The following is a 21084-nucleotide window of genomic DNA, read 5'->3' as shown; positions in this document are numbered from 1 at the left end:
GGCCATGGGAGACTTGCATGCCATTGATTGATATTCCGCCGCTCGCCGCGCCGCGGACAGTGCTGATAACCGGCGGCAGCAGCGGCATCGGCCGGGCGACGGCGGCCCGGCTTGCCGCGCTGGGATCGACGGTGATCATTGGCTACAACAGCCGCTCGGCGCTTGCCGACGAGGTTGTGGCGGGTCTGCAGGGCAGCGGCCACATCGCCATGCGGATCGCCATGGACGATGCCGCCTCGATCATCGGGGCGGCGGCGGCCATCGAGCAGCGGTTCGGAAGCCTCGACGCGCTGGTCAATTCGGGTGGCTCCACCACGCCCGTTCCCGCCGCCGATCTTGCGGCCATGAGCGACGAGATCTTTGACCGGACGGTGATGATCAACCTGCGCGGTCCGTTTGCCATGGTTCGATCCTTCCGGGGTTTGCTCGAGCGGGGTAACGGCGCGGCGATCGTCAACGTCTCATCCATCGCTGCGCGAACCGGAATGGGCAGTAGCCTGGCCTATGTGGCGGCGAAAGCCGGCGTCGATGCGCTGACCATTGCACTTGCAAAGGTGCTGGCACCGAAGGTGCGCGTGTTCTCGGTTTCGCCGGCCGGTGTAGACACCGGGTTCGTGCCGGGTCGCACGCGGGAGCAATTGGAAAAGACGGCGGAGCGGCTGCCGCTTGGCCGGGTCACCACACCCGACGATGTAGCGCGCGCGGTTGTTGCCTGCATCGTCGATCTGACCAGCTCCACAGGCATTGTCGTGCCCGTGGACGAGGGACGGCATCTCTGAACCCGCAGCGCATCGCCTGACGGAACGCTCCGGCTCGCTCGTTGCGAGTGGGGCCGGATAAAATAGTATCGAAGCACGAATTGCCCCGGGCGGGCACAAGGGCAGGCAGCAATGGATAGGTTGAACTTTTATATCGATGGTGCGTGGGTCGATCCCGCCGCCCCTTCGACGCTTGGCGTCGTCAATCCCGCGACCGAGGAAACCTTCGCGATGATCAGCCTCGGCTCGGCGGCAGACGTCGACCGTGCCGCCCGGGCGGCTCGTCGCGCCTTCGCCACCTATTCCGAGACAACCATCGAGCAGCGCCTTGGCTGGCTTCGTGGCATCATCGAGGGTTTTCGTGAGCGACTTCCCGAACTCGCGCGGACCATGACCCTCGAAATGGGTTCGCCGATCACCTTCGCCACCGAACGCCAGGCGACGGTTGCGCTGTTTCATTTCGAGGAGGCGGCGCGCGTCCTTGCCGATTTCCAGTTTGAGGAACGCATGGGGCCCGGCATCGTGCGCCATGAACCGATCGGCGTCTGTGGGCTGATCACGCCGTGGAACTGGCCGCTCAACCAGGTCGCCTCCAAGGTCGCTCCGGCCATCTCGACTGGCTGCACCGTAGTGCTGAAGCCAAGCGAGATGGCGCCGCTCAGCGCCATGATACTGGCCGAGATCATCCATGACTCCGGTTTGCCGCAAGGCGTCTTCAATCTCATCAACGGCGATGGTCCGACGGTCGGCGAGTCACTCGCCTCTCATCCGGAGATCGACCTAGTGTCCTTCACCGGCTCCACTGCTGCGGGCATTCGCGTCGCAACGCTTGCCGCCCCCACGGTCAAGCGCGTTGCGCAGGAACTGGGTGGGAAATCGGCCAACATAATCCTCGATGATGCCGACCTCAGGGCCTCGGTCATTGCCGGCGTGCATGCCTGCTACACCAATGCCGGCCAGAACTGCCAGTCGCCAACACGTATGCTGGTCCACGTTTCCCAGCGCGATGCTGCCTTCGATGCGGCGCGGACTGCGGTCGCCAGCATAAGGCTTGGCGATCCTCTCCTGCCGGAGACAACCTTGGGGCCGCTCGTCAACCAAGGCCAGTTCGACAAGGTGCAGACGCTGATACGCGCGGGCATCGAAGAAGGGGCGACACTGGTCGCCGGTGGCCCGGGCCGTCCGGTCGAGATGAACCGCGGCTACTATGTCCACCCCACGGTATTTGGCGATGTCACCCCGCAGATGACCATCGCGCGCGAAGAAATCTTCGGCCCCGTTCTGTCGATCCTCAATTACGACACCGAGGATGAGGCGATCCAAATCGCCAACGACACGCCCTTTGGTCTCGCCGGCTTCGTACAGTCCGGCGATCCCGAACGGGCGCTCAAAATTGCCAAACGCATCAGGGCCGGCCGCGTCTATCTCAATGGCGCACCATTCGACCGCAGCCTGCCCTTCGGCGGCTACAAGCAGTCCGGCAATGGCCGGGAGTTCGGCCTCTACGGCTTCAGGGAATATCTCGAGGTCAAGGCCGTCCTCGGCTACCCGCGCTAGGTGTCAGACGCCGCGCAAGCACGGCAGGAGGAGTATTGCCCGTGAAGATAACTCAGGATGCCGTTCAGGGAGGCCTGTTCGCCGCTATCGGTCTTGCCGCTTTGATGATGGCGCTGGAATTTCCGATAGGGTCGCCGAGCCGAATGGGCCCCGGCTTCTTCCCTGTGGTCATCTCGACGCTGCTGACGCTGACCGGGGTCGGTATTCTGGTGCGGGCACGCCTCGGCTCGTCGCCAGCCATCGAGGTGACGCGCTGGTCGCCCGCAATCATCGTTTCCATCGCGATCGTGGTCTTCGGCTTCCTGCTCGACAAGCTGGGCCTGCCATTGGCCGTGCTGCTGCTGTGTATCGGGGCCGCAACCGCCAGCGTCCGGTTCGAGCTGAACTGGAAGGCCGTCGTCGGGGCCGTGGCGTTCTCGGTCGTCTGCGGCATCCTCTTCGTCACACTGCTTGGCCTGCCCATACCCCTTTTGGGGTCCTGGCTGCAGGTTTTCGGCGCCCCTTAACCCATTCCCGGAGTTCGACATGGACATCTTTAGCGGGCTCCTGCTCGGCCTCCAGACGGCCAGCACGTTCTCCAATTTCACCTATTGTTTTTTGGGCGTCCTGTTGGGCACCGCAGTCGGCGTGCTGCCGGGGCTGGGGCCGATCGCCACCATCTCGATGCTGATGCCCTTCACGTTCGGGCTGCCTGTCGATACGGCATTGATCATGCTGGCTGGCATTTTCTACGGCTCGCAATATGGCGGCTCGACGACCGCCATTCTGATGAACCTACCCGGGGAGGCCGCATCGGTAGTGACCACCCTGGACGGCCATGAAATGGCCAAGCAGGGCAAGGCGGGCAGGGCGCTGGCCGCCGCCGCCATCGGCAGCTTCTTTGCCGGAACCATGGGCACCCTCTTCATCGTCATCGCGGCGCCAATCCTCGCCGGAATGGCACTGAGCTTCGGCCCCACCGAATATTTCTCGTTGATCGTGCTTGGCCTCGCTACCTCGATGGTGCTGACCTCGGGTTCGCTGCTGAGTGGCTTTGGCATGGTGCTGCTCGGCATGCTCTTGGGCATGATCGGAACCGACGTGAACTCCGGCATGGCGCGCTACACTTTCGGCTCGCCCAATCTGTTGGACGGCCTGAACTTCGTCGTCATCGCCACCGGCATCTTCGGGCTAGGCGATGTGCTTGCCAATCTGGAGACTGAGAGCTCACGGGCCGCCAGTATCGCTAAGGTGAGTTCGCTCTTTCCCACGCGCGACGACTGGAAGCGGATGACCGCTCCGATCCTGCGGGGCACCGGCATCGGCGTGCTGCTCGGCGTCCTGCCAGGTGCGGGCCTGCTGCTGTCGTCCTTCTCCGCCTACGCCCTCGAAAAGAAGATTTCCAAGCATCCGGAGGAGTTTGGAAAAGGCGCTATCGAGGGCGTGGCCGCTCCCGAGGCGGCCAACAATGCAGCGGCCCAGACCGCCTTCATACCCATGCTGACCCTCGGCCTGCCGGGCACCGCGACCATGGCGCTGATGATCGGCGCCCTGATCGTGCAGGGTGTGCAGCCGGGCCCCAATATCCTGAACGAGCAACCGGCCCTGTTCTGGGGGCTGATCGTTTCGATGTGGATCGGCAATTTGCTGCTGTTGATCCTCAACCTGCCGCTTGTCGGTGTGTGGGCCAAGCTGATCTCCGTTCCCTATCGCTATCTGTTCCCGCTGATCTGCGTGTTCACCGCCATCGGCGTCTACAGCATCCGAAACAGCGCTTTTGATGTGTACTTGATGGCCCTGTTCGGAGTGCTGGGCTACGTCTTCCGCAAGGCAGGAGCAGAGCCCGCGCCACTGATCCTGGCATTGATCCTGGGGCCGATGGCGGAAGAGTTTCTGCGGCGCTCCCTGCTGATCTCGCATGGCGACGCCACGGTTTTCTTCACCAGCCCCGTCAGCATGGGCACGCTGCTGATCGCCGCCGTCCTGCTTGTATCGATCCTTCTGCCAGCCTTCCGCCGCGCGCGGGAGGAAGGCTTGGTGGAAGCCGATTGACCAAGGGCACATGCCTGCTCCGCACCCAAGCTACAGCGAGGAACTGATATGACGGCCACCTTAGACGAGCGCCTGCAGAGCCATCTCGACCAGGAGAGCTTGTTCGCCCTTGTCCGTCGGGAGCGCTTTGCACGCGACCAGCGCCGTTTCGATGTCATGGCCGCGTGCTTCCATCGCGATGCCTATGTCCGCACGAGTTGGTATGACGGAACGGGCGGCGACGCCTATGTCGAAGCGTCCCGTAAGTGGATGACCAATACGGGCAACAGCAAGCACTGGGTGTTTCCCGCCTTCGCTCGGGTTCATGGCGACAGGGCAACTGTCGAAAGCCCTGCCATGATCTTCAATCGGGCCAAGCTCGAAGGGGTCGAGATCGACTTCCAGGTCTTCTGCCGGTTCTTTTCCCGGGCAGTGCGCGAGGATGGCGATTGGAAGCTCGCCAGCTTCCAGGTCTTTTTCGAGCGCGACGTGATGGCGCCGGTTCATGCGTCCGACCCGTTGCCGGTCGACCGCGCGCTGCTCGATGCCATGCGACCGTCATACAAGTTCCTGACCTATATCCAGCGTAGCCGCGGCGTCCAGGTGAACCAGGATCTGCTGGGCGACGACAGGCCCGACGAGCTTGCCGCCTTCCATGCTGCCGAAGACCGGTGGCTCGCCGGGGAAAGCTAGCGCTGCCGTTTCGGTGGATGGAACGAGCAGCGTCAGCAATTTCGAGCAATGCGCCGATGCGCTAAGTATTGGCACAGCAAAGCCCAAGAATTTGAAATGGGCGCGGCTGGAGGAGCAAACATGAAAAGACGTGAATTCATCGTCCTGGGTGGCACCGCAGGACTATTGGCCTCGACTGGACTTTCGTTTGCGCAGGATAATTGGCCGAGCAAGCCGGTTACCGTGATTTCGGCATATCCGCCGGGCGGAACCAGCGACATCCTCGCTCGCCTCGTGGCCGATGTGCTGGCCGCCGAATTCAAGCAGCAATTCACTCTTGAAAACATTGCCGGTGCGGCCGGTGCGCTGGCTGGCGGCAAGCTCGCCCGGTCCGCGCCGGATGGCTACACCATCCTGGTCAGCGGCAGCGCACCGCTGGCGGCCAACAAGGTCGTGCAGACCAATCTTGCCTACGATCCGGAAGAAGACTTCGAGCCCATTACCGTGCTCGCGGCCAGCCCGGCACTGTTGACCGCCGCCGCTGACGCACCGGCCAGCACCGTGCAGGAGCTGATCGCCTATGCAAAGGAAAACCCGGGCCAATTGAACATCGGTAATCCAGGGGCGGGGACCAAGGGGCATATCTGTGCGGCGATCATCGGCCAGATAGCCGGCATCGAAGTCAACCACGTACCCTACAAGGGTTCGCCGCCGCTGATGGCCGACCTGCTTGGCGGGCATATCGAATACTCGCTCGACGCGCCGGCAAACTACATTCCGCACATCAAGGCTGGGAAGCTAAAAGCCATCGCCGTGACCTCGACCACCCGCCTGCCCGAACTGCCTGATGTGCCCACCGTCGCCGAGCAAGGAATCGAAGGCTACGACCAGACGCTCTGGTTTGGCATTGTGGGCCCCAAGGGCATGCCTGCCGACATCATCACCAAGATCAACGATACGCTCAAAACGTGGGCTGCCCTTCCAGAATCGCAGGCACTGTTCACCTCGTTCGGCGTCGCGGCCGTGCTCAATACGCCCGAAGAGATGAGGGAAACAGTGGCCCGCGAAATCGAGGGAATCCGGCCGCTTGTCGAAGCCGGGCTCGTGCAGCCAACCTAATCGGCGGCAACCTGGCACTGGTAGTGGACGGTTGCGAATAACTTTAGTTAGCCCACGCATTTCGGCCCCTCCATTGTGAGGGGCCGTTTCTTGCGGCGCGCTCCCAGAGTGTTCTCCGGCGCAAGGCCTAGATTTTCCGGCAGATAGCGGGAAGCCGCAGATGAAGCCTTAAAATTGAACTTTAATTTGTCTCAAGAGCAAGGGGAACCATGAGGCCGAATCGGGCATAAAGCTGGTGGGGGCGGCAAAACTGCTGCGAGAATATCAGATGCTACCAGCCACGCCCGATTCCAGGATTCTCTTCGCTATCGACAAACTGGAACAGTCGCTGGTTACTCTGCGGAGTGACCGCCACGACGAAGCGCTGCTTCGCACAAAGATCGAAGAAGCCATCGAGACTGGGTATGAAGTGGCCTACTCCCGTCCCTCGCGCCGCCGTCCGGCCACTGCCGAGGTGCTGGCCTTTCCCGAGCGCCGCAGTGGAAACTCTCGACGCTGAGAGGCGCCAACACCTCAAGACGAATTGCGTACGCCGCTGCTGACGGACTAGGGTGCCACGTTGAAGGTCAGTCGACCTTCTCGACGTCGCCACCGGCCTCAACCCAGTCCTTGAACCCGCCCAGATTGTAGACGTTCTGGTACCCCATGTTCCTTAGGGTCTGGCCACTGAGTGCTGAACGTCCACCTGATGCGCAATGCAGAATAATGGGACGGTCCTTGGACAGGTTGGCGTCGTGATAAGGGGTTTCAGCATCGGCTCTGAACTCGAGCATTCCCCGTGGTATATGAACCGACCCAGGAATTTTCCCTGAAGTCTGCAGTTCCGGCTTGTCGCGCACATCCACGATGACGGCATTCTGCTCAGCCACCATCTTTCGTGCCTCGTCCGGTGATATTCTGGGCACTTCAGCATTCGCGGCTGCAAGCAGGTCTTTCACATTCGTCGGCATGACATCCTCCCGGTTGTGACGCCTGCAAGATACGCTCAATCCTTGTGATAGGCGAATTCAATCCATCGAACTTCCACTCGCTCGTCCTCTTGGTTCGAGAGGCTCATCATGAGGTCTGCTGAGCCCCACAGTGCGACGTTGCTGCCGCCACTTCCTCGAAAATACTTGACCATCCCCTTTCGAAGTGAAAGCATCCATCCGTAAGAACAACATACATTCCGTTATTATGGATGCGCGAGGGGATTTTAATGAAGTATTTTGCTTTGGCATTGGCGACCAGCCTGGTTGCCCTGAGTTCCGCGAACGGGTTGGCGTTTGCCCAAACCGCTGGCGGTATCGTGGACGTGGCGACCATCGGCGAGCCGCCCACGCTTGATCCGATGGCTTCGACTGCCGACCTGGTCGGCATCGTTACGCAGCACATGTTCGAGACGCTCTACACGTTCGATGCAAAGTGGGGCACGACCCCGCTGCTTGCGGCCGACATGCCGACGATTTCCGAAGACGGGTTGATCTACACGATCCCGCTTCGCACGGGCATCAAGTTCCATGACGACAGCGTCATGACCTCGGCCGACGTCGTCGCTTCGCTTGAGCGCTGGATGAAGATCGCCACGCGCGGCAAGCAGGCCGCTGAAGTCATCACCGACATTACCGCAACCGACGACGCCACGGTCACCATCACGCTGAGCAAGCCCTATGCGCCGCTGCTGCCGCTGTTGGCGTTCAACAACGCCGCCGCGATCATCATTCCGGCAGCCAACACGACGCAGGACCCGCTGGAAAGCTTTGTCGGCACCGGCCCGTACAAGCTGCAGGAGCGCGTGCCGGATCAGTACATCCAGCTCGTTCGCTTCGACGGCTATCAGTCGCTGGGCGGCGAGATCGACGGCTATGGCGGCGCCCGCAACCAGTATCTGGACGAAATCCGTTTCGTGCCGGTACCCGATCCCAACACTCGTATCGGCGCCGCCATGGCCGGCCAGTACGACTATGTTGACCAGCTGCCTGTCGAATCCTTCCAGCAGATCAGCGATGGCGCTACCGAGCCGGTCGTGCTTGCCCCGTTCGGCTGGCCTGTCTTCATGATGAACACCCAGGAAGGGGTCGCCTCCGATATCCGGGTCCGCAAGGCCATCCAGGCGGCGCTCGCCCCCGAGGATATGATGCTCGCTGCGTTCGGCTCCGAAGATTTCTTCACGGTCGACGGCGCCTGGTATCCCGAAAGCTATGTCTGGCATACGGACGTGGGAACGGAAGCCTACAAGCCCCTGGGCGACACCGAGACCGCCAAGGCTTTGCTGGCCGAAGCCGGCTACGATGGCAGCAAGCCGCTGCGCATCCTGACCAGCCGTCAGTATGAGTTCCACTACAAGATGGCTCTCGTCGCCCAAGCTTATCTGGAAGCGGCCGGGTTCAAGGTGCAGCTCGACGTGGTCGAATGGGCAACGCTCACCACCAACCGTGCCGATTCGGCGCTTTGGGACATCTACATCACCCACAGCCCGTTCCTCCCCGAGCCGTCGTTGATGGGTATCATGTCCGACACCTCGCCCGGCTGGTGGGTCAGCGATGCCAAGCACGCGGTGCTCGATGCGTTCAACGCCGAGACTGATCCTGCCAAGCGCGCTGAGCTGTTCGTGGACGTGCAGAAGGTCATCTATGACGAAGTGCCTGGCTACAAGGTCGGCAACTTCAATGCCCTTGCTGCACAGAATCCGGCCCTCGAAGGCGTCACGCCCGCTCCATGGCCCTACTTCTGGAACGCCTACCTGACCGAATAGGCCTCATGGTCCTCTTGCCTTGCCCGTCGCGTCTCAGGTCGCGGCGGGCCGTTTGTCCACAAGCTTCGACGGGGATTTCCAGAGCATCATGATCCGCTCCGCACTCAACCGTATCTTCGGCATGCTGGTCGTAATGGCACTGGTGGTAACCATCGTGTTCGTTATCGTGCGCGTCACGCCTGGTGATCCCGCTGCGGTCATGCTGGGACCCGACGCGACGGCCGCCGACATTGCCAGCCTGCGCCAGCGCCTTGGCCTCGACGCCTCCATTCCGGAGCAGTTTGTCAGCTATGTCGGCGGCGTGCTACGCGGCGATTTCGGGCAGTCGATTTTTCTCAACATGCCGGTCACTTCAGCGCTGATGCAGCGCGCGGAACCGACGTTTTTCCTCACCATCTTTTCACTCGCCATCGCCACGCTGATCGCATTGCCGGTCGGCGTATTGTCAGCCTACTGGCGCGGCTCGGTGTTCGATCAGGCTGCAACTGCACTTGCCATGTTTGCGGCCTCCATCCCCAGCTTCTGGTTGGGGCTCATCTTCATGCAGGTTTTCGCCGTGCAGCTTGGATGGTTCGACACCTCCGGCTATGGCGGGCCTGGCGCGAGCTTCGGCGAGCGAATGCACCATCTCGTGCTGCCGGCTGTCACCCTTGGGTTGATCAGCTCGGCCCTGATTACCCGCTTCACGCGCGCATCGATGCTCGACGTCCTCAACGACGACTATGTTCGTACCGCGCGCTCCAAGGGAATGAGTGAGTGGCGCGTCGTGGTCAAGCACGCGCTAAAGAACGCGCTGATCCCCATCTTGACGGTAATCGGGCTGACTGCAGCGCTGCTGGTTTCAGGCGCCATCGTCACCGAGACCGTGTTTGGCTTGCCCGGCGTCGGCAGCCTCATCGTCTCCGCGGTCCTGCGGCGCGATTATCCTCTGATTCAGGGTGCGTTGCTGGTGGTCGCCGGGCTCTACGTCCTCGTCAATTTCATTATCGACATGCTCTACCTCGTCGTTGACCCCCGGGTGCGCTACTGATGGCCGCAATTGCACAAAGCGGGTTTCGCGAACCCAATCTATTGATGAAAATAGCGAGCCGTCCGACCGCCTTGATCGGGTTGCTGGTCATCGTCGCCATGATCGTGCTTGCCTTGCTGGCGCCGCTTATTTCCCCATATGACCCGGCGCAGCTGGCGGTGCGTGACCGCCTGCAGGGGCCAAGCTGGCAGCATCTTTTCGGCACCGATGATCTAGGCCGGGACGTCTTGACCCGCGTGCTCTATTCGGGCCGCACGTCGATCACCGTGGGCTTTGCCGTGGTGATATTTTCCTCGATCATCGGGGTGTTTCTGGGGCTGATGGCCGGCTTCTTCCGCCGGCTGGACACGCCCGTGTCCCGCCTGATCGATGCCATGATGGCCTTTCCCGATATCCTCCTCGCAATCGCGCTGGTGGCTGCGCTCGGCGCTTCGGCTACCAATGTGGTCATTGCGCTTGGCGTGGTTTATGCGCCGCGGCTGGCTCGCGTGGTGCGCGCCTCGACCCTGGTGATCCGCGAACTCCCTTATGTGGAGGCCGCTCGCGCCCTTGGCGTGCCGACCCACGTCACATTGGTTCGCCACGTGCTGCGCAACGTTACGTCGCCCTTGCTGGTGCAGGCCACGTTCATTTTTGCCAACGCCATTCTGGCCGAGGCGGGGCTGTCATTCCTGGGCGTCGGCATTTCGCCCGATATCCCGACTTGGGGCACGATGATCTCGGTGGGCCGCCAATATCTGGATCAGGCTCCCTGGATCATGTGGTTCCCGGGCGGGGCCATCATCATCACCGTACTTTCACTGCAACTCGTGGGCGACGGCCTGCGCGATTTCCTCGATCCGCGCCTCGCCAAGGATGTCTGATGTTCGATAATCGTTTCAAACCGCAATCGCAGAACCTTTTGATCAAGGGCGCGAAGCCTGTGGGCTTTGCCCAGCCCGACCTGCCGCCGGTGCTTGATGTGCTGATTGCCGCCGATGGGGCCATCCTCGATGTTGGCCCTAGCGTCACAGCCGACAACGCCAAAACGGTCGAAGCTAACGGCGCCTTCATCTCCCCCGGCTGGACCGATCTGCACGCCCATGTCTGGTATGGCGGAACCGATATTTCGATCCGGCCGGAGCAGGGCGGCGCCGCGCGCGGTGTCACCACCATCGTTGATGCGGGCTCCGCCGGTGAAGCCAATTTCCATGGCCTGCGCGAATTCATCATCGAGCCGGCGCGCGAAAACATCTACGCCTTCCTCAACCTTGGCTCGATCGGTCTGGTCGCCTGCAACCGCGTAACCGAACTGCAGGACATGCGGTCGATCGACCTCGACCGCACCATTGCGGTGATCAAGGAAAACCGTGATGTCATCGTCGGCCTCAAGGTGCGCGCCAGCGCCGTGATTTCGGGCGGCTGGGATTTGGTGCCGCTCAAGCTCGCCAAGAAGCTCAGCCGCGTTCTCGATCTGCCAGTGATGGTTCATGTCGGTGAGCCGCCGCCCCTCTATGACGATGTGCTGGGTCTTTTGACCGAAGGCGACATCGTTACCCATTGTTTCAACGGCAAGCAGGGCGGTTCGATCATCGAGGATGACGATCTGTACCGGCTCGCTGAAGACGCGGCCAAGCGTGGCATCATTCTCGATGTCGGCCATGGCGGCGCGTCGTTCTCCTTCGACGTGGGCAGGGCGGCGCTCGAGCGGGGCCTGCTCCCGAACACCATTTCCACCGACCTGCACAATCGGTCGCTCGACACGGCGGTGTGGGATCTGGCAACGACCATGAGCAAGCTGCTCTCGCTGGGCATGAGCATGGAGGATGTGATCATCGCGTCTTCCACCGCACCCAAGCGCGCCATCAACAAGCCGGCCGAAAACCTCCTGACCAAGGGCAAGCCGGCCGAGTTCACTCTGTTTGATCTGGTGGATGGCGACTTGGTTGTGACCGATAGCCAGGGCGCCACAAGCACCTTGCATCGGGCTTTCGAGCCGCGCTACGCCATCCTTGGTGCCGAGGCTGTCACGGCTCATCGACACCAGCCGATAGCGGCTGGCGACCCTGGCCACAAATGCCCAAGCTGCGGGTGGACTGCATGACGGGAGAATTGGCAGCAGACGCCATCCTGTCGGTACGGGACCTGCAAACCTGGTTTGTGAGCAAGCGCGCTACGGCCAAGGCCGTGGACGGGGTCACCTTCGATCTCAAGCGGGGCAAGACTCTCGCCGTGGTTGGGGAATCGGGGTCCGGAAAATCGGTCACCTCGCTTTCGATCATGGGATTGCTGGCCAAGCCGGGACGCATAGAGGGTGGCGAAATCCTGTTTCGGGACCGCAGCGAGCAAGTTCACGATCTTGCACGCTTCAAACCCAAGCAATTTCGGAGCATGCGCGGCAGCGAAATCGCGATGATCTTCCAGGAGCCGATGACCTCGCTCAATCCGCTTTATACGGTGGGCGACCAGATCGGCGAGATGATTTCGCTTCACAGCCGCATCGGCCGTGGCGAAGCCCGCGCCAAGGCGCTCGAAATGCTCAAGCATGTCGAGATTCCCGACGCGGCGCGGCGGCTGGATGATTACCCCCACCAGATGTCGGGTGGCATGCGCCAACGCGTGATGATCGCCATGGCGCTGAGCTGCAATCCCTCGCTGCTGATTGCTGACGAGCCGACAACGGCCCTCGACGTCACCATCCAGGCGCAAATCCTCGATTTGCTGCAGCGTCTGCAGGCCCAGTTCGGCATGTCCATCCTGTTCATCACCCACAATCTGGGTGTGGTGGCCGAGGTCGCGCATGACGTCGTGGTGATGTATGGCGGGCGCGTGGTCGAACAGGCGCCGGTCAACTCGCTCTTCGCTCACCAGAAACACCCCTATACCAAGGGGCTGCTCGCGTGCACGCCCGATGCGACCCGCGATCTCGGTACGGATGGCGAGCGCCGTGCGCTTTATTCCATTCCCGGTTCCGTCCCCCCGATCACCAATCTGCCGCCGGGCTGCGCCTTCGAGCCCCGCTGTCCGATGGCAATCCCGGAGTGCCGGGCGGCGCTGCCGCCCTTGATCCCGGCCGGGCCAGAGACCTTTTCGCGATGCATCAGGACCCATGAGCTATGACCCAGCCAGTGGACACAACACCGCTCCTGAGCCTGCGCGGCCTGACCAAGCACTTCGCCGGTCGTAACGGCCAGGTCGTGCACGCCGTCGAAGATGTGAGCTTTGACATAAGGCGTGGCACCACCGTTGGTCTTGTGGGCGAAAGCGGCTCAGGCAAGACCACCGCAGGCCGCTCGATCTTGCGGCTGGTGGAGCCCAGTGCCGGCCAGGCGATCTTTGATGGCACCGACATTTTTGCGCTGAAGCCGCGCGAGATGAAGCAGTGGCGCAAGCGCCTGCAGATCGTCTTCCAGGACCCCTATTCGAGCCTCAATCCGCGCCTACGGATCGATGCCATCATCGGCGAGGCTCTCGACGCGCGCGGCTACCCACGTGGTGCCAAACGGCGCGAACGCGTTAGCGAACTGCTAACACTGGTGGGCCTGTCACCCGATTATGCGCGCCGCTTTCCACACGAATTCTCCGGCGGCCAGCGCCAGCGCGTCGGCATCGCCCGTGCCTTGGCGGTGGAGCCCGATTTCATCGTCGCGGACGAGCCGGTCTCGGCGCTGGACGTCTCGGTCCAGGCCCAGGTGCTGAACCTGTTGGGCGAATTGCAGCAGCAGCTGGGGCTGACAATGCTGTTCATCGCCCACGATCTCAGCGTCGTCGAATATCTCTGCGACGAAGTGGTGGTGATGTATCTCGGCCGGGTGATGGAGCGGGGCCCCTCGCGCCAGGTCTATGCCCAGCCGCGCCATCCCTACACCAGGGCCTTGCTCGCCACCGCACCCGTGCCGGACCCGACGCGCAAGCGCCAGCATGTGCCGCTGCAGGGCGACATTCCCTCGCCGATCAACCCACCCTCGGGCTGCGTCTTCCGCACCCGCTGTCCCATGGCCATCGAGGCCTGTGCCCAGGTCATTCCGCCAGTCGAGCATATTGGCGGCAACCATCACGTCGCCTGCATCCGTCACGGCGAACTTTCGTTCTAGTGGAGTTCTATCTATGAGCATTTCCGAGCTTGCCAAGCGGCCGGATGCGACCCCTTACGACCGGTTGTCGGCTTTGGGCATTGTCCTGCCCGAAGCCCCGTCGCCGATCGCCAATTTCGTCACCCATGTGACCGAGGGCAAACTGCTGTTCCTGTCGGGGCAGGGGCCCACCGAGGCCAACGGAACGCTGCACACGGGCAAGGTCGGGGCCGAGGTCTCGGTAGATGCAGCCTACGGCCATGCGCGCCTCACCGGTATCAATTTGATCGCTGTCATGCAGGCGGCACTGGGCGATCTGCGGCGAGTGCGCCGCGTGGTCAAGCTGCTCGGAATGGTCAATGCCGCAGCCGATTTCGAGGATCATCCCGCAGTTATCAACGGCTGCTCCGACCTGATGGTCGAGGTTTTCGGTGAACACGGCATGCATGCCCGCTCTGCCGTCGGTTTCGGATCGTTGCCGAACCAGATCACCGTCGAGATCGAAGCCATAGTCGCCTTCGACTGAGCCAGTCTATTCCAATCACAAGTAATCGAGAGTGATCGCATGACACAGGATATTCGCGCCCAGTTGGGTCTTCGGCCGGTCATCAACGTTTCCGGGACCATGACTTCGCTGGGGGCTTCGATCGTAGTTCCCGAGGCGGTGGATGCCGTCACGCGCGTGCTCAGCCAGTTCGTGGAAATGGGCGAGTTGCATCGCCGCGCGAGCGAAACCATCGTCGATCTGACCGGCGCCGAAGCCGGCTTCGTCACTGCGTCCTGCTCGGCAGCCATCAGCCTTGCCGTTGCCGCAGCGATAACCGGCAACAATCTGTGGGCCATCGAACAGCTGCCCGATACGGGCGAGTTGAAGAATGAAGTCCTGATCCAGACCGGCCACATGGTCAGCTATGGCGCGCCGGTGGAGCAGGCCATCCGGATAGCCGGGGGCAAGGTGGTGCCGGTGGGACAGGCCACGAGCGCCTACGCCTACCAGCTTGCTGGCGCCATCACCGAGCGGACCGTCGCCGCCGTCTTCGTGGTTTCGCACCACGTCGTTGACTACGCCCAGATCCCGCTCAAGACCTTCGCCGAAATCTGCCATGCCAGAGGCGTCAAGGTGATCGTGGATGCCGCGTCCGAATACGATCTACGCAAGTTCCTGCTCGATGGGGCAGATGTTGTCCTGTACTCGGGCCACAAATTTCTGGGCGGCCCCACCTCCGGCATCTGTGCTGGCGAAAAGGAATTCGTCCGCAACATCTATCTGCAGAACCGCGGTATCGGTCGCGGCATGAAGATCGGCAAGGAGGGCATCGCGGGCGTCATTGCTGCGCTGGAAGCGTGGAAAGTCCGCGACCATGACGGCATCCGCGCGCGCGAGCAAAAAGCCCTGGACCTCTGGCTGGAAACCCTGACCGGTAGAACCGGCGTGACGGCCACTATTGTGCCGGACCCCACCGACAACCCGCTGGATCGGCTCAAGGTCGCCATTGACCCCGAGCTTGCACGGATCACCGCCTGGGACCTTGCTAGCGCTCTGGCACGCGGCGATCGGCCCGTCATCGTGCGCGACCACGAAGCCGAACACGGCCATTTCTTTCTCGATCCCTGCAATCTGCACCCCGATGAGGAAAGCATCGTCGCCGAACGCCTGCTCGAGGAACTGGAGCGCGCCCAGCGTTCCAACGAGGTGATCTTCACGCCGCTGAACGAACGATGGCTCGCCCAGGAAGCCGCCATATTGAAGTGGCTCGACTGAAGGCTTAGAGGGGACGATACTGCGGTTGATAAATCAGGCGGAATAGTGAGCAATATCCTCAGCCCAACGGAGCCGGTCCGTCGGACACGCACCAGTGGCATTGATCGGGCGCTGCAGATTTTCGACTATCTGCAGCAGCTCGAGCAGTCCGCGACTGCCTACGAGATCGCCCGTGCGGTGGGTGCGCCCCTCTCTACCATCTACGCCATCATCGATGACCTTGTCGAAAAGGACCTGCTCGACCGGGATAGCAACGGCCTGATCTGGTTCGGGCCGCGGCTCTATCACTACGGCCTGAGTTATGCGCGCAGTCTTGATCTGCTCAGTGCCGCAACCCAGGAAATGCACGAACTCGCCCGGCAGTCGGGTGAGACCGTGCAGATCTGCGGTCGCGACCAGGACATGATGGTGGTGCTGGCCATGGAAGACGGCACGGGCCAGTTTAATGTCAGCTCGCGCGTGGGCTCTCGCAGCCCGCTCAACTGGACCGCATCGGGAAGACTATTGGTGGGCCACCTGCCACATGCCGAACTGCTCGAAATCTTTGCGCGTTCGGCACGCGTATCCCCGACGGGCCGCGCGGAAACCGATCCGCAGGTCCTGGCGGACAACGCCCACGAGGCGCTGGCGCAAGGGCTTTCCATCCAGGCAGGAGAGTCCGACTACGCCGTGGCCTGCATCGCCGCCCCGGTGCTGGATCGCGCCGGTCATTGCCACGCCACCATGTCGATCGTGGTGCCCGAGCACAAAGTGCAGCAAAAAGATCCCGATCTCATCGCCCTGGTCCGCACCAGCGCCCGCCGCGTAGAAAGCCGCCTCGGCTGGCTCCGCTAAGGCATGTCGCGTAGCACAGGCCTGCGGGGGAGCCTGAAAAAGGCGACCCGACCGGGCCGCCTTGGAAGTCGTCGCTTGGACTGAAATGTCCTTAGGTGCGAGCTGCCTGCAAGGAGGCGTCCGTTCCTACAATGTCAGCTGATGGTTCAACGCTGATCCACCGGTAGGCGACGGCGCCGATGACACCGCCGATGATCGGCGCAACCCAGAACAGCCACAACTGTCCAAGGGCCCATCCGCCTACCAACAGAGCCGGACCGGTACTGCGAGCGGGGTTCACCGAGGTGTTCGTGACAGGGATGGACACCAGATGGATAAGTACCAGCGCCAGGCCGATGGCGAGCGGCGCAAAGCCGGCGGGAGCCTTACCATGCGTCGCACCCATGATCACGAACAGAAACACCGCGGTCATCACCAGTTCCATGGCAAAGGCCGCCACGATATTGTAGCCGCCCGGGCTGTGCTCGGCGTATCCGTTCGCGGCAAAGCCGCCTGCCAGCGAGAACCCAGGTGCGCCGCTCGCGATGATGTACAGCAAGCCAGCCGCGATGATGCCGCCCGCAACCTGGGCGACAATATATGGAAGGATTTGATTGGCTGGGAACCGCCCGCCGGCGTATAGGCCGATCGTGACTGCGGGGTTGAGGTGACAGCCGGACACGTGGCCAATGGCGTAGGCCATGGTGATGACCGTCAACCCGAAGGCCAGCGACACACCAAGAAGGCCGATCCCGACGTCTGGAAATGCAGCTGCCAAGACTGCCGACCCGCAGCCTGCGAAAGTAAGCCAGAATGTGCCGATGCCCTCGGCCAGGTATTTTCTTAGACCGTCCATGCAATCCCCCTTGAGCAATTGATGCGCGCCCTGCGCCTAACAATGGTTACTGCGAACTTGGGGGAGTCGCTACCTTCAACTGTGTTGGCCTGAAGACGCCGAACTCCTTTGTTCAGACGAGGTCACAAAATTTGCCAGTGCGAATCTCTTGCCACCTCGCCTGAACCTCGTCTATGGTCTGGCCTATCCACAGGGGTGCTCCGTATGGCCGGGGCTGAGATGGAGGCGCAAGCCTTCGGACCCTATAGCTGATCTGGGTAATACCAGCGGAGCGAGGCGGTTCATGTTTTCCGGCGCACAGATTTCCCTTTATCCCATGACCGACGATTTCGTCGGCGTTATTACGAGCGCACTCGGGGCGCTCGATCCGTACCGCGAGCGTCTGCGCATCGAGACGGACGATATCTCGACATTACTGGTGGGGCCGCCTGAGGTCCTGTTTCCCGCACTGCGCGATCTGTTCACGGCCGCGGCCCGCACCGGAGTCCATTGCGTTCTCTCGGCCGCCATTTCGCGCGGATGCCCGGGCGAGCCAGACGATGCGATCTGCCAATCGGCCCATTTCGACGGCCCCCTGCTGCCGCTGGCTGAACGTCAGTCGACCGCCTTGTCTGCCGTCCGCGAAGCGCCCATGACCGATGTGTTCTCGGTGGCGCAGTTCTCGCTCTACGTGATGGGGCGGGATCGGCACATGGACGAGATCTATGGTTGCATCGAGTTCCTCAAGGCATCGGGCCAGTTCGAAAGCTCAAAGCACTTTGCAACGAAGCTCAGCGGCGATACCGGCGCGCTTTTTGCCACGCTCGAACAGGCCTTCTGCAGCTTCGGCCCGCCTGAGGGGCATGTCACGATCGATCTGACCGTATCGGCCAATAGCCCCAGCGCTCGCTGAAGCGCCGGAGCCTTCCATGCCGATCCGTCCTACCTTCATGCGCGATGTTGCGCGTCTCATATCGCACGCCGGTCCGGCAGTGTTGTCGGTTTCTGCACTGGTGCTCGTCTGGGAGGCCTATGCGCGCGTTTCAGGCATTTCACCCACGGCACTGCCCGCGCCCTCGCGCGTTCTCGTCCAGGGGTTTGAGCAGCGCGATGTTCTGGCTAGCCACACACTGGCGACCCTCCAGGCGACGCTGTTCGGTTTTTCCTGTTCGCTGTGCGCGGCGTTCCTGTTCTCGGTATTGGTCGACTTCTTTCGCCCACTCCGGCGTGCGCTGTTTCCCGTCTTCATTATCACCCAGACACTGCCGCTGGTCGCCATTGCCCCATTGATTGTGTTGTGGTTCGGCTTCGGCCTCACGCCCAAGATCGTGCTGGTCGCGCTGGTGACGTTCTTCCCGATGCTGGTTGCCTTGGTGCAGGGCTATGACTCAACTGACCGCGATATCGAAGCGCTCATGGCGTCCATGGGCGCCTCGCGGCGGCGCATCTTCGTTGCGGCACGGCTACCTTCCGCCTTGCCTTATTTCTTCGCGGGCCTGCGAATTTCTATCACCTACGCCGTGGTCGGCGCGATCTTCGCCGAATATGCCGGCGCCGTGCGGGGCCTGGGCATTTACATCCTCAACGCCAAGAACAATTTTCGGCCCGATCTGGTCCTGTCAGCGGTTTTCGTCAGTGCGACGCTGACCCTTTGCCTTTTCGGTGCGACAGTTCTCGTGCAACGCGCAGCCATGCCATGGGCCCGGTTTGAGGAGCCAAAGCCATGAGCGCGCCGCGGCTGGAACTTAAGGCCGTGTCCAAGCGCTTCGGCGACCTCGAGGTGCTGGCCGATATCAACATTTCGGTTCGTCCGGGTGAGTTTGTCTCCATCCTGGGTCCATCCGGCGCCGGCAAATCCACCATCCTGCAACTGCTGACCGGCGCACTCTCACGAGATGGGGGAGCAATGGCCTGCGATGGCGTGCCGCTCGACGGGAACAGCCACCGCTTCGCCTTCATGCCACAGCGCGATGCGCTGATGCCCTGGCGCCGCGTCATCGACAACACCGCTTTGGGCCTGGAAGTGCAGGGCATGAGCCGGAGTGCCGCGCGAGCGGTTGTGCAGCCACTCTTTGCCGAATTCGGGCTCGCCGGCTTCGAGCGAAATTATCCGGCCCAGCTTTCGGGCGGCATGCGCCAACGCGCTGCGCTTTTGCGCACCGTGGTGCAGGAAAGCTCGATGTTGCTGCTCGATGAACCCTTTGGCGCGCTTGATGCGCTGACTAGGGCAAGGATGCAGCGTTGGCTCTCCGGCATGTGGACGCGTCACGGCTGGACAGTGCTGCTGATCACCCACGACGTGCGCGAGGCCGTGCTGCTGTCCGACCGCATCTATGTGTTATCGCCGCGTCCCGCGCGCATTCTGCGTCACTACGAGATTCCGCTGCCCCACCCGCGTACGCCGGCCAACAGCCATGCGCTCGCTGAAGTCGAAGCCGATATCCTGCAAACTCTGCTCAACCTTGAGGAATGATCATGCTGCACCTTCGTGCCGCGCTGACCCTGTGCGCCGCCCTGATCGCCACGCCCGCCCTGGCGCAATCGACGCCGGTGACCGTGGCGCTCGACTGGACTCCCAATACCAACCACATCGGCCTCTTCGTCGCCGAGGCCAAGGGGTTCTACGAGGAGGCCGGCGTAGCAGTTGAAATCCTGCCCTATACCGACACCTCGGCCGCGACGCTGGTGGCCAACAACATTGCCGATTTTGGTATTCTGGGCTCCATCAGTCTTCTTACCCAACGCACGGCCGGAGCCGATCTGGTTGCCACCTATGCGCTGGTACAAACCGAGACCGGGCGGCTGGTGTTCAAAGCCGACCGGGACGATATCCAACGTCCCAGCGATCTCGATGGCAAGATCTATGCCGGCTTCGGTAGCGGCTGGGAAGCCGCGCTGATCGGCACGATCATTCGTCACGACGGCGGCAAGGGCGAGTTCGAGACTGTCACTCTGGGAACATCCGCCTATGAAGCGCTCGCCAATGGCGCCGTCGATTTCACCCTGGAAGTCTATACTTGGGAGGGCGTCAAAGCAGAGCTTGATGGTCCGGCCCAACGCGCCTTTCGCTACGCCGATTATGGCGTGCCCGACCAGCACACCAATTTCCTGGGTACGACAAGCGCTTATCTCGCCGAGCATCCGGACACAGCCGAAGCCTTCCTCTCCGCCAGCCGACGCGGATATGCTTTTGCCGTGGAGCATCCGGACGAAGCCGCAGACATTCTGGTGGCTGCCAATTCCGAAGCCTTGCTCGACCGCGATTTCGTTCGCGCCTCGCTCCAGGCGCTGATCGATGGTCATTATCTGCAGGCCGAGGATGGCACGATCGGCACAATCGACCCAGCCAAGATGGAGGCGATGGGCGACTTCCTGTTTGATGCGGGCCTGCTCAAGGATGGGGATGGCGTGGCGGTACGTGAGAAGCCCGATTTCTCGGCATACTATTCGAACGACTATCTCGGAATTGAGCCATGACTGTCCTGGGAGCCCGGCTTGATCTCGCTCAACGAGTGCCGGTTCTGCTGTAGTCGGCCAGCTGGCTGGCCAAGCTGCGCATCACAGCCTGAATTCGCGGTACGCGTTTAAGGCTCTGGTGGGTCAATACCCAGGTTTCCAGGTGCGCCACTGTCAGGTCCGGCAGCACGCGAACAAGTGAGCCATCGCGCGAGGCTGAGGGAACCTGCATTATGGCAATTCCCACTCCAGCACGGGCTGCAGCAGCCTGGGCGGGATGGCTATC

23 protein-coding genes and 1 riboswitch are annotated in these 21084 nt (G+C 62.1%); of the genes, 20 read left to right on the top strand and 3 right to left on the bottom strand.

Annotated elements, in window-relative coordinates; translation table 11 throughout:
• Nucleotides 1-17 precede the first annotated feature (17 nt).
• The 7 genes from C8264_RS17135 to C8264_RS17105 all read left to right on the top strand — a co-directional run bounded on the left by C8264_RS17135 (nt 18) and on the right by C8264_RS17105 (nt 6615).
• Nucleotides 18-779, top strand: coding sequence for an SDR family NAD(P)-dependent oxidoreductase (locus C8264_RS17135; protein ID WP_245893315.1), 762 nt, complete (start codon nt 18-20; stop codon nt 777-779).
• Between the two features lie 111 nt (nt 780-890).
• Entirely contained in the window at nt 891-2315 is a 1425-nt protein-coding gene (locus C8264_RS17130) for an aldehyde dehydrogenase family protein (RefSeq protein ID WP_108462200.1), read from the top strand.
• Nucleotides 2316-2356: 41 nt separating this feature from the next.
• Nucleotides 2357-2821, top strand: coding sequence for a tripartite tricarboxylate transporter TctB family protein (locus C8264_RS17125; protein WP_162783716.1), 465 nt, complete (start codon nt 2357-2359; stop codon nt 2819-2821).
• A 19-nt stretch (nt 2822-2840) separates the two neighbouring features.
• Entirely contained in the window at nt 2841-4346 is a 1506-nt protein-coding gene (locus C8264_RS17120) for a tripartite tricarboxylate transporter permease (RefSeq protein WP_108462198.1), read from the top strand.
• 48 nt (nt 4347-4394) lie between these two features.
• Nucleotides 4395-5018: a nuclear transport factor 2 family protein gene (locus C8264_RS17115; RefSeq protein WP_108462197.1), complete on the top strand. Its 624-nt coding sequence runs from the start codon at nt 4395-4397 to the stop codon at nt 5016-5018.
• A 120-nt stretch (nt 5019-5138) separates the two neighbouring features.
• The gene (locus C8264_RS17110) at nt 5139-6116 is read left to right on the top strand and encodes a Bug family tripartite tricarboxylate transporter substrate binding protein (RefSeq protein WP_162783714.1); all 978 of its coding nucleotides are present in this window, start codon (nt 5139-5141) and stop codon (nt 6114-6116) included.
• Nucleotides 6117-6384: 268 nt separating this feature from the next.
• Complete coding sequence (locus tag C8264_RS17105) at nt 6385-6615, top strand: hypothetical protein (protein ID WP_108462195.1); 231 nt, start codon at nt 6385-6387, stop codon at nt 6613-6615.
• Nucleotides 6616-6682: 67 nt separating this feature from the next.
• Here the strand turns inward: C8264_RS17105 and C8264_RS17100 are convergent, their stop codons facing one another.
• Nucleotides 6683-7066 (bottom strand): rhodanese-like domain-containing protein, encoded by a 384-nt coding sequence (locus tag C8264_RS17100; RefSeq protein ID WP_108462194.1) that lies wholly within the window; start codon nt 7064-7066, stop codon nt 6683-6685.
• Nucleotides 7067-7314: 248 nt separating this feature from the next.
• Here C8264_RS17100 and C8264_RS17095 point away from each other — a divergent pair, with 248 nt between their 5' ends.
• The 9 genes from C8264_RS17095 (at nt 7315) to C8264_RS17055 (ending at nt 16528) form a co-directional block, all read left to right on the top strand.
• Nucleotides 7315-8850 carry an ABC transporter substrate-binding protein gene (locus C8264_RS17095; protein WP_108462193.1) on the top strand — a complete coding sequence of 512 codons (1536 nt, stop codon included), beginning with the start codon at nt 7315-7317 and terminating at the stop codon, nt 8848-8850.
• 88 nt (nt 8851-8938) lie between these two features.
• Nucleotides 8939-9880: an ABC transporter permease gene (locus C8264_RS17090; protein WP_162783718.1), complete on the top strand. Its 942-nt coding sequence runs from the start codon at nt 8939-8941 to the stop codon at nt 9878-9880.
• Nucleotides 9880-10743 (top strand): ABC transporter permease, encoded by an 864-nt coding sequence (locus C8264_RS17085; protein WP_108462192.1) that lies wholly within the window; start codon nt 9880-9882, stop codon nt 10741-10743. Before C8264_RS17090 ends, C8264_RS17085 begins: the two co-directional genes overlap by 1 nt.
• Complete coding sequence (locus C8264_RS17080) at nt 10743-11963, top strand: amidohydrolase/deacetylase family metallohydrolase (protein WP_108462191.1); 1221 nt, start codon at nt 10743-10745, stop codon at nt 11961-11963. Before C8264_RS17085 ends, C8264_RS17080 begins: the two co-directional genes overlap by 1 nt.
• A gap of 8 nt (nt 11964-11971) precedes the next feature.
• A complete protein-coding gene (locus C8264_RS17075; protein WP_205245720.1) occupies nt 11972-12979 on the top strand; it encodes an ABC transporter ATP-binding protein in 1008 nt (335 codons plus the stop codon).
• Nucleotides 12976-13953 carry an ABC transporter ATP-binding protein gene (locus C8264_RS17070; RefSeq protein WP_108462190.1) on the top strand — a complete coding sequence of 326 codons (978 nt, stop codon included), beginning with the start codon at nt 12976-12978 and terminating at the stop codon, nt 13951-13953. The genes C8264_RS17075 and C8264_RS17070 overlap by 4 nt, the downstream gene beginning before the upstream one ends.
• A gap of 13 nt (nt 13954-13966) precedes the next feature.
• Nucleotides 13967-14458, top strand: coding sequence for a RidA family protein (locus tag C8264_RS17065; RefSeq protein ID WP_108462189.1), 492 nt, complete (start codon nt 13967-13969; stop codon nt 14456-14458).
• A 39-nt stretch (nt 14459-14497) separates the two neighbouring features.
• Nucleotides 14498-15694, top strand: coding sequence for an aminotransferase class V-fold PLP-dependent enzyme (locus C8264_RS17060; protein WP_108462188.1), 1197 nt, complete (start codon nt 14498-14500; stop codon nt 15692-15694).
• 45 nt (nt 15695-15739) lie between these two features.
• On the top strand, nt 15740-16528 hold the full coding sequence (locus C8264_RS17055; RefSeq protein WP_245893313.1) for an IclR family transcriptional regulator: 789 nt from the start codon (nt 15740-15742) through the stop codon (nt 16526-16528).
• 91 nt (nt 16529-16619) lie between these two features.
• Here the strand turns inward: C8264_RS17055 and aqpZ are convergent, their stop codons facing one another.
• Nucleotides 16620-17363: an aquaporin Z gene (aqpZ, locus tag C8264_RS17050; RefSeq protein WP_108462186.1), complete on the bottom strand. Its 744-nt coding sequence runs from the start codon at nt 17361-17363 to the stop codon at nt 16620-16622.
• Between the two features lie 181 nt (nt 17364-17544).
• A riboswitch (TPP riboswitch) is annotated at nt 17545-17656 on the top strand.
• On the opposite strand from aqpZ, the gene C8264_RS17045 reads away from it, so the two are divergent.
• From C8264_RS17045 to C8264_RS17030, 4 genes are all read left to right on the top strand, one after another.
• A complete protein-coding gene (locus C8264_RS17045; RefSeq protein ID WP_108462185.1) occupies nt 17647-18255 on the top strand; it encodes a YkoF family thiamine/hydroxymethylpyrimidine-binding protein in 609 nt (202 codons plus the stop codon). (Overlaps the previous riboswitch by 10 nt.)
• A gap of 16 nt (nt 18256-18271) precedes the next feature.
• Nucleotides 18272-19069: an ABC transporter permease gene (locus C8264_RS17040; protein WP_108462184.1), complete on the top strand. Its 798-nt coding sequence runs from the start codon at nt 18272-18274 to the stop codon at nt 19067-19069.
• Nucleotides 19066-19815, top strand: coding sequence for an ABC transporter ATP-binding protein (locus C8264_RS17035; protein WP_108462183.1), 750 nt, complete (start codon nt 19066-19068; stop codon nt 19813-19815). The genes C8264_RS17040 and C8264_RS17035 overlap by 4 nt, the downstream gene beginning before the upstream one ends.
• Nucleotides 19812-20819, top strand: a complete 1008-nt coding sequence (locus C8264_RS17030; protein WP_108462182.1) for an ABC transporter substrate-binding protein — start codon at nt 19812-19814, stop codon at nt 20817-20819. The genes C8264_RS17035 and C8264_RS17030 overlap by 4 nt, the downstream gene beginning before the upstream one ends.
• A 28-nt stretch (nt 20820-20847) precedes the next feature.
• On the opposite strand, the gene C8264_RS22770 is transcribed toward C8264_RS17030, so the two are convergent.
• Nucleotides 20848-21045, bottom strand: coding sequence for a hypothetical protein (locus C8264_RS22770; RefSeq protein WP_281261463.1), 198 nt, complete (start codon nt 21043-21045; stop codon nt 20848-20850).
• Nucleotides 21046-21084 lie beyond the last annotated feature (39 nt).

It is taken from the genome of Devosia naphthalenivorans (assembly GCF_003056355.1).
Classification (GTDB): domain Bacteria; phylum Pseudomonadota; class Alphaproteobacteria; order Rhizobiales; family Devosiaceae; genus Devosia; species Devosia naphthalenivorans.
This window is presented reverse-complemented; position numbering and strand designations above follow the sequence as displayed.

What these genes read in the sequence shown, in the direction of transcription:
- C8264_RS17135 (WP_245893315.1), top strand. Translation starts at nt 18, where the DNA reads ATGCCATTGATTGATATTCCGCCGCTCGCCGCGCCGCGGACAGTGCTG.
- C8264_RS17130 (WP_108462200.1), top strand. Translation starts at nt 891, where the DNA reads ATGGATAGGTTGAACTTTTATATCGATGGTGCGTGGGTCGATCCCGCC.
- C8264_RS17120 (WP_108462198.1), top strand. Translation starts at nt 2,841, where the DNA reads ATGGACATCTTTAGCGGGCTCCTGCTCGGCCTCCAGACGGCCAGCACG.
- C8264_RS17115 (WP_108462197.1), top strand. Translation starts at nt 4,395, where the DNA reads ATGACGGCCACCTTAGACGAGCGCCTGCAGAGCCATCTCGACCAGGAG.
- C8264_RS17110 (WP_162783714.1), top strand. Translation starts at nt 5,139, where the DNA reads ATGAAAAGACGTGAATTCATCGTCCTGGGTGGCACCGCAGGACTATTG.
- C8264_RS17105 (WP_108462195.1), top strand. Translation starts at nt 6,385, where the DNA reads ATGCTACCAGCCACGCCCGATTCCAGGATTCTCTTCGCTATCGACAAA.
- C8264_RS17100 (WP_108462194.1), bottom strand. Translation starts at nt 7,066, where the DNA reads ATGCCGACGAATGTGAAAGACCTGCTTGCAGCCGCGAATGCTGAAGTG.
- C8264_RS17095 (WP_108462193.1), top strand. Translation starts at nt 7,315, where the DNA reads ATGAAGTATTTTGCTTTGGCATTGGCGACCAGCCTGGTTGCCCTGAGT.
- C8264_RS17090 (WP_162783718.1), top strand. Translation starts at nt 8,939, where the DNA reads ATGATCCGCTCCGCACTCAACCGTATCTTCGGCATGCTGGTCGTAATG.
- C8264_RS17085 (WP_108462192.1), top strand. Translation starts at nt 9,880, where the DNA reads ATGGCCGCAATTGCACAAAGCGGGTTTCGCGAACCCAATCTATTGATG.
- C8264_RS17080 (WP_108462191.1), top strand. Translation starts at nt 10,743, where the DNA reads ATGTTCGATAATCGTTTCAAACCGCAATCGCAGAACCTTTTGATCAAG.
- C8264_RS17070 (WP_108462190.1), top strand. Translation starts at nt 12,976, where the DNA reads ATGACCCAGCCAGTGGACACAACACCGCTCCTGAGCCTGCGCGGCCTG.
- C8264_RS17065 (WP_108462189.1), top strand. Translation starts at nt 13,967, where the DNA reads ATGAGCATTTCCGAGCTTGCCAAGCGGCCGGATGCGACCCCTTACGAC.
- C8264_RS17060 (WP_108462188.1), top strand. Translation starts at nt 14,498, where the DNA reads ATGACACAGGATATTCGCGCCCAGTTGGGTCTTCGGCCGGTCATCAAC.
- aqpZ (WP_108462186.1), bottom strand. Translation starts at nt 17,363, where the DNA reads ATGGACGGTCTAAGAAAATACCTGGCCGAGGGCATCGGCACATTCTGG.
- C8264_RS17045 (WP_108462185.1), top strand. Translation starts at nt 17,647, where the DNA reads ATGTTTTCCGGCGCACAGATTTCCCTTTATCCCATGACCGACGATTTC.
- C8264_RS17040 (WP_108462184.1), top strand. Translation starts at nt 18,272, where the DNA reads ATGCCGATCCGTCCTACCTTCATGCGCGATGTTGCGCGTCTCATATCG.
- C8264_RS17035 (WP_108462183.1), top strand. Translation starts at nt 19,066, where the DNA reads ATGAGCGCGCCGCGGCTGGAACTTAAGGCCGTGTCCAAGCGCTTCGGC.
- C8264_RS17030 (WP_108462182.1), top strand. Translation starts at nt 19,812, where the DNA reads ATGATCATGCTGCACCTTCGTGCCGCGCTGACCCTGTGCGCCGCCCTG.